Below are 709 nucleotides of genomic sequence, written 5' to 3' on the forward strand. Positions count from 1 at the left end.
CCTCGGCGGTTACCGGATCAATACCACGCAGAGCTTTCCGCTTGGACTTTGGCGGATCGAGGAGCTGTCCAGGGAAGCTCGCCGGGGGGACACTCTGTTCATCTGTCCGCCGGAGAATTCGCCGGCGATCGAGCTGGCGCGCGATCGGCTGTATCTCCCAGCGGGCCTGTGCGACGGCGGCATGGCACCGCTCATCAAAACCGTTGTGGCCTTGCCGGGACAGCTTGTAACCATCGAGGGCAATCAGGTTGCGATCGATGGCGAGCTCCTGGCGCATTCTTCCATCCAGGCGAAGGACGGGCAGGGGCGTCCATTGGCCGCCTATGCCAGGGGCATCGTTCCGGCCGGCTATATCTTTGTTCATTCCGATTACGTGGCTTCTTATGATTCAAGATATTTTGGACCCATCCCGGCGAGCGGTGTTCTCGGCCTGGCGCGAGAAGTTCTCACCTTCCAGCCCTAAATTCGCGCGCGGTCTCTTTTGTGTCCTGGGAGGCATAGCGACCGGCGCAATCGGCTGGTCCGGCAACGTGCTTCTGCTGCCGGCCGGAATGCTGTTTCCCGCTTTCTGGGCCTATTCCCCGTCCCGATCCGTGGCGGCGCTGGTGGCCGCGGCGCACTTCCTCGGAGCTTCACGAGGCTTGCCGCAGGGCGCAAGCATCTTCTTTGGATCCCAATATGCTATCGGCATTGGACTTTGGTTCGCAGC

1 protein-coding gene is annotated in these 709 nt (G+C 61.5%); it reads left to right on the forward strand.

The window, feature by feature from the left end; genetic code table 11:
• On the forward strand, window positions 1–463 hold a 463-nt coding region (gene traF, locus Q0835_RS30035), incomplete at its 5' end, for a conjugative transfer signal peptidase TraF (RefSeq protein ID WP_298967154.1).
• Between the last annotated feature and the right edge of the window lie 246 nt (window positions 464–709).

It is taken from the genome of uncultured Roseibium sp. (assembly GCF_947499295.1).
GTDB lineage: Bacteria > Pseudomonadota > Alphaproteobacteria > Rhizobiales > Stappiaceae > Roseibium.